Below are 5,614 nucleotides of genomic sequence, written 5' to 3'. Positions count from 1 at the left end.
GCCGATCGGGTTGGCGGCCACGAAGGCATCCCACGGATTGTCCTGGGCCTGCTTCAGGCCCAGCGAGATGCGGCGCTTGGAGGCGTCGACATCCAGCACAACCACATCGACTTCCTGCGAGGTCGAGACGATCTTGCCGGGGTGGACGTTCTTCTTGGTCCACGACATTTCCGAGACGTGCACCAGACCTTCAACGCCGGCTTCCAGCTCAACAAACGCGCCGTAGTCGGTGATGTTGGTGATGCGGCCGGTCATTTTGGCGCCGACCGGATATTTGGCTTCGACGCCGTCCCACGGATCGGTCTGCAGCTGCTTCATGCCCAGGCTGATGCGCTGGGTGTCCGGGTTGATCTTGACGATCTGGACCTTGACGGTGTCGCCGACGGCGAGGACCTGCGAGGGGTGCGAGACGCGCTTCCACGACATGTCGGTTACGTGCAGCAGGCCGTCGATGCCGCCCAGATCCACAAACGCGCCGTAGTCGGTGATGTTCTTGACCACGCCTTCGCGGACTTCGCCTTCCAACAGTTGGCCGACCAGTTCGGTGCGCTGTTCGGCGCGGGCTTCTTCCAGGATGGCGCGACGCGAGACGACGATGTTGCCGCGCGGACGGTCCATTTTCAGGATGGCGAAGGGCTGTTCCTTGCCCATCAGCGGGCCGACATCGCGCACCGGGCGGATGTCGACCTGCGAGCCCGGCAGGAAGGCCGAGGCACCGCCGAGGTCGACAGTGAAGCCGCCCTTGACGCGGCCGACGATGGCGCCGTTGACCGGCACGCCTTCGGCAAACACGACTTCCAGACGGGTCCAGGCTTCCTCGCGGCGCGCCTTGTCGCGGCTGATGACGGCTTCACCCAGGGCGTTCTCGACGCGCTCAAGGTAGACTTCGACATTGTCGCCGAGCTTGGGGATGACGGCGCCTTCGCCGATGCCGAACTCGCGGGCCGGGATACGGCCTTCGGACTTCAGGCCGACGTCGATGATCAGGATGTCTTTTTCGATGCCGACGACGCGCCCGTGGACGACCTGGCCTTCGCCGAGGTCGCGGCCCTGAAGGGTTTCGTCGAGAAGCGCAGCGAAGTCGTCGCGCGAGGGGGAGAAGCTTTGGGTGTCGATCATGTAGCTCTGGGGTTTCTAACGGTTGTGGCGCGCGACCGGACGGCCCCGCGCGAGGTGGTTGAAAAGAGAGATCAGAACGTCGCGAGGCGAGGCCGATTTGAGCCAGAACGCCCGCGGAAGCCGAGGATGACGCGCTGGATTTGCCTTGGGGTCTCTAGAGACCGTTCCGGACACGCGCCGCCTCGACGATACGGCGGGCCGCATCGAAGGCCGTCTCTATATCCATTTCAGTAGTGTCCAGCAAGACGGCGTCGTCGGCCTGCACCATCGGGGCCGCACCCCGGCCCGCGTCACGCTCGTCGCGGCGCACGATATCGGCCAGCATGTCTTCATAGGCGATGGCATCGCCGCGCCCTGTCAGCTGCTTCCAGCGGCGCATCGCCCGCACCTCGGCCGTCGCGGTGACGAACAGCTTGGCCGGAGCGTCCGGAGCGATGACGGTGCCGATGTCGCGCCCGTCCAGCACCGCCCCGCCGGGCTGGTGCGCCAAGGCCTGCTGCAGGTCCAGCAGGGCCGCCCGAACGCCGGGATAGCCCGCGATCCGGCTGGCCGCCTCTCCCGCCTCGCCGGTCATCAGGCGCGGATCGTCGGACAGCGTGGCCGCGTCCAGGGAACGGGCGACGGCAACGGCGGCGGACTCGTCGTCCAGAGACGCACGTGAGGCCAGCACGCCCATGCCGACGGCGCGATACAAAAGGCCGGTGTCCAGGAACGGCAAGCCGTAGGTTCTGGCCAGTCGGGAGGCGATGGTGCCCTTGCCCGAGGCGGCGGGGCCGTCGACGGCGATGATGAGGGGGCGGGTCATTCAGACGTTGCGATATCGGCCCCGAGCCCGCGCATCAACTGCGCGAACCGCGGAAAACTCGTGGCGATCATGCCCGGCTCGTCGACCGTGACCGCCTCGGCCGCCGCCAGACCCAGCACCAGATGGCTCATGGCGATGCGGTGGTCGCCGTGCGTGACCACGGTCGCGCCGCCCCGCACGGTACCGCCGAAGACGGTGAACCCCTCCGGCTCCTCATCGACCGTAACGCCGCAAGCCTTCAGCCCGGCCGCCATAAGGGCGATGCGATCGCTCTCCTTGACCCGCATCTCGCCGATGCCGCGCATCACGGTGGCCCCCTCGGCGAAGGCGGCGGTGGCGGCCAGGATGGGATATTCGTCGATCATCGAGGCGGCGCGCCCGGGCGGCACGACCACGCCCCTGAGTGATGAATGCCGGGCGGTGACGTCGCCGACCTCTTCCCCACCCGCCATGCGGCGGTTCGCGACAGTCAGGTCCGCGCCCATGTCCAGCCAGGTCGAGAACAGGCCGGTGCGCAGCGGGTTCAACATTACGCCCTCGACGGTCACCTCCGAGCCCGGAACGATCAGACCCGCCGCCAGCGGGAAGGCGGCCGAGGACGGGTCGCCGGGCACGGCCACGCCTGCCCCGACCAGGACCTGGCCGCCCTTGAGGCTGACGCGCCAGCCCGCGCCCATCGGCAGGACGCCGACCTCGACGCCGAAGGCTCGCAGCATGCGTTCCGTATGATCCCGGCTGGGCTCCGGCTCCGTCACGATCGTGACGCCGGCGGCGCTCAGTCCGGCCAGCAGTATGGCCGACTTGACCTGGGCCGAAGCGACCGTCTGGACGTAATCGATGGCAGAGAGGCCGCCTCCCGTAATCGTGAGCGGCAGCCGGTCCTCGGCCTCGCGCCAGTCGAACCGGGCGCCCATGTCGGCCAGCGGCATCGTGACCCGTTTCATCGGCCGCTGGCGAAGAGAGGCGTCGCCGTCAAAGGTCGTGGCGATCGGATAGCCCGCCGCCGCCCCCATCAACAGCCGCGCGCCGGTGCCGGCGTTGCCGCAATCGATGACACCGTCCGGCTGTTCAAACCCTCCCCGCCCCGTGATCCGCCAGTGGCCGCCTGAGTCCTTGCCGCCGAGCCTCTCCACGCCCGCTCCAAACGCCTCCACGGCATGGGCCGTGGCGAGAACGTCGTCGCTCTCAAGCAGGCCCTCGATCTCGGTCACGCCCGTCGCCATGGCTCCGAATATCAGGGCGCGGTGAGACATCGACTTGTCGCCCGGGGCGCGGACCCGGCCATTCAGCGCGGAGCCGGAACGGGCGGTCAGATGCGGGTAGATCGACACCCGGCGGGCCTCCGGACAGGGCTTTGGACGCGGGCGCGCGGAGATGGCTTTTGACAGCGGCGTCCGGGGGTGGCAAGGGAGCCGCCCGTTTTCCCCACTCCCGCCAAAGGTCTTTTCACCGTGGCCAAACCCGAACTGGGCCAGAAGCAGGTCTGCCCGAACTGCCAGGCCAAATTCTACGACCTGGGCCGTCGCCCTGCTCACTGCCCCAAATGCGCGACCGAATTCGATCCGGAGGAGGCGCTGAAGCTGCGCAACCGTCGCGGTCGTCCGGCTGGCTATCCAGCGGACGACGAAGCCGAGGATCAGGTAAAGGAGAAGAAGGTCGAAGGCGACGACGATGAGGAAGAAGAAACCGTCCCGACTCCTGAAATCGATCAGGAAGGCCATGAGCCGATCCTGACTCCGGACGACGACGACGAAACCCCCGTCGATCCGACCGAAGAGTCCGGCATGGGCGAGGCGACCGAGGATGACGACGTCCTGGCCGAAGACGATGACGACGACTCCGTGCCCTTCATCGAGGACGAGGACGACGACGGCTTCGAGGACGAGATCAAGACGCCCAAGGAAGACGAATAGGTTTTCGACCCTTTCCCGGATCGCTTTTCGGGGGTCCGGGAAGGGCGAAAATAAATCCCGGGGCCGGGCTTGATCGTGATCAGGCCCTGACATAGGTTCCGCCGCCTCGTCGCAGGGCTCCCGGCCCCCACGCGAACCGACCCAAAGGCCAGAACGCCTAAGGTTCGGGGCTTTAGCTCAGCTGGTAGAGCGCTTGCATGGCATGCAAGAGGTCAGCGGTTCGACTCCGCTAAGCTCCACCATGACGGCCGTCCGGTAAGCCGGGCGGCCGTTTCCATGTTCGGATCGGTCTGGGCTCGGTCTGGGCTCGGTCACGCCGACGGCGACATTGCGCGCTCACTGATCGCGACCCATATCCAAACCACGCCGGATCACGCCGCTTACGGGTGTCCAGCGCGGTCGCTTCACGAAGGACACGCCATGAGCACGCGCACCATCCTGTTCGACAGTCCCTTCCTGCTGGGCTTCGACCACACCCGCGCCCTGATCGACCGGGCCCAGCGTGCCGCGGCCGATAGCTATCCCCCTTACAATGTCGAGCAGCGCGGCGAACACGCCGTGCGGATTTCCTTGGCCGTCGCGGGCTTCGCACCCGACGACCTGGCCATCACCCTTGAGGGCCGTCAGCTGACCATCGCCGGCAAGCGCGAGGGCGGCGACAACCCCGACCAGGCCTTCCTGCATCGCGGGATCGCCGGACGCGGCTTCGTCCGCAGCTTCGTGCTGGCCGACGGGCTCGAGGTTGAGGAGGCCCGGCTGGAGCACGGCCTGCTCCACGTCGATCTGAAGCGTCCGGAAGACACGCCGACCGTCAGGCGCATCCCCATCACCACGGCCTGACGTAGCTCTATTCGCCGGTCGCCGATCACGGGACCGAACCACTGACGCCCGGGGGCGTTGGTCTCTAGACGAGGAGGCGGTCTTGATGACGCCAATGATGACCAAGAAGGATCTCAAGGGGTTGGGCGCGCCAGACCTCGTCTATGTGCGCGAGGTGCGCGCCTCGGAAGTGTTGGCCGACACAGCCATTCCGGCCGTGAGGGGCCTGTCCATCGATCCCGATGCGGTTCTCTACGCCGTACACGGCGCGGATGGCGAACGACTGGCCGTCATGATGGATCGCGAGACGGCCTTCGCCGCCGCCGTCGCGCACGAGCTGGAACCCGTTTCGGTTCACTGAACCCGCGCGCGGAGCGGTTTCGCCTCGACCGTCAGGCGGCGTTGGCGGGACGCCGGTCGCTGACGAACAGCGCCCGAACAGCGTCCGTCGTGCGCGCCTGGCGCAACTGCTCGCGCATCTCAGCCGATCGAAGCGCGCGCGAAACAGCCGCCAGAGCACGAAGATGCTCGGCACCATCGCGCGGCGGAGCGAACAGGGCGAACATGAGATCGACCGGCCGGTCATCCACCGCACCCCAGACCACGGGCGCGTCGAGCCGGACGAAGACGCCGGTGACGCGGCTCAACCCCTCGATCCGGGCGTGGGGCACGGCCACGCCGGAGCCTAGACCGGTCGACCCCAGGGCTTCGCGTTCCATCAGGGCTTCCATGAGCCCGGCCTCGGACAGGCCGAGCGCTTGGGCGGCGACCTCGGCCACCACATGCAGGGCCTGACGCTTGGACGATACGCCGCCGCGCAGGACGACGCGGCCGTCCGACAGCAGGTCACCGATATTCATTGCGGTATCCCCGAACCAACCCGATCATCCCGGCTGGGCGGGCGCCATGTAGACGACCCGCCTCATTGTGGGAAGTATTATGACGCGGCTACGCCTAG

General features: G+C 67.4%; 7 protein-coding genes and 1 tRNA gene. 4 read left to right on the top strand and 4 right to left on the bottom strand.

Translation table 11 applies throughout. The features are described from left to right. The 3 genes from ACESMO_RS07990 to aroA form a co-directional block, all read right to left on the bottom strand. Positions 1-1,119, bottom strand: a 1,119-nt coding sequence (locus ACESMO_RS07990; protein ID WP_372707629.1) for a 30S ribosomal protein S1, incomplete at its 3' end; no start/stop codon positions are given. Positions 1,120-1,273: 154 nt separating this feature from the next. After that, complete coding sequence (gene cmk, locus ACESMO_RS07985) at positions 1,274-1,924, bottom strand: (d)CMP kinase (RefSeq protein ID WP_372707628.1); 651 nt, start codon at positions 1,922-1,924, stop codon at positions 1,274-1,276. After that, positions 1,921-3,249: a 3-phosphoshikimate 1-carboxyvinyltransferase gene (gene aroA / locus ACESMO_RS07980; protein WP_372707631.1), complete on the bottom strand. Its 1,329-nt coding sequence runs from the start codon at positions 3,247-3,249 to the stop codon at positions 1,921-1,923. The genes cmk and aroA overlap by 4 nt, the downstream gene beginning before the upstream one ends. A gap of 126 nt (positions 3,250-3,375) precedes the next feature. Between aroA and ACESMO_RS07975 the strand changes: the two genes are divergently transcribed. The 4 genes from ACESMO_RS07975 to ACESMO_RS07960 all read left to right on the top strand — a co-directional run bounded on the left by ACESMO_RS07975 (position 3,376) and on the right by ACESMO_RS07960 (position 5,017). After that, entirely contained in the window at positions 3,376-3,837 is a 462-nt protein-coding gene (locus tag ACESMO_RS07975; protein WP_372707627.1) for a TIGR02300 family protein, read from the top strand. A gap of 166 nt (positions 3,838-4,003) precedes the next feature. Then, positions 4,004-4,079: transfer RNA gene (locus tag ACESMO_RS07970), tRNA-Ala, on the top strand. A 178-nt stretch (positions 4,080-4,257) separates the two neighbouring features. Continuing rightward, a complete protein-coding gene (locus tag ACESMO_RS07965) occupies positions 4,258-4,677 on the top strand; it encodes an Hsp20 family protein (RefSeq protein ID WP_372707626.1) in 420 nt (139 codons plus the stop codon). Positions 4,678-4,762: 85 nt separating this feature from the next. Continuing rightward, positions 4,763-5,017: a DUF1150 family protein gene (locus ACESMO_RS07960; RefSeq protein WP_372707630.1), complete on the top strand. Its 255-nt coding sequence runs from the start codon at positions 4,763-4,765 to the stop codon at positions 5,015-5,017. A 31-nt stretch (positions 5,018-5,048) separates the two neighbouring features. Here ACESMO_RS07960 and ACESMO_RS07955 read toward each other — a convergent pair whose 3' ends face one another. Further along, the gene (locus ACESMO_RS07955) at positions 5,049-5,516 is read right to left on the bottom strand and encodes a PTS sugar transporter subunit IIA (RefSeq protein ID WP_372707625.1); all 468 of its coding nucleotides are present in this window, start codon (positions 5,514-5,516) and stop codon (positions 5,049-5,051) included. Positions 5,517-5,614: the final 98 nt, after the last annotated feature.

This window comes from Brevundimonas sp. (assembly GCF_041688735.1).
In the GTDB taxonomy this organism is placed as follows: Bacteria; Pseudomonadota; Alphaproteobacteria; order Caulobacterales; family Caulobacteraceae; genus Brevundimonas.
The sequence above is the reverse complement of the archived record's forward strand: the minus strand, read 5'-3'. Positions and strand labels throughout refer to the sequence as shown.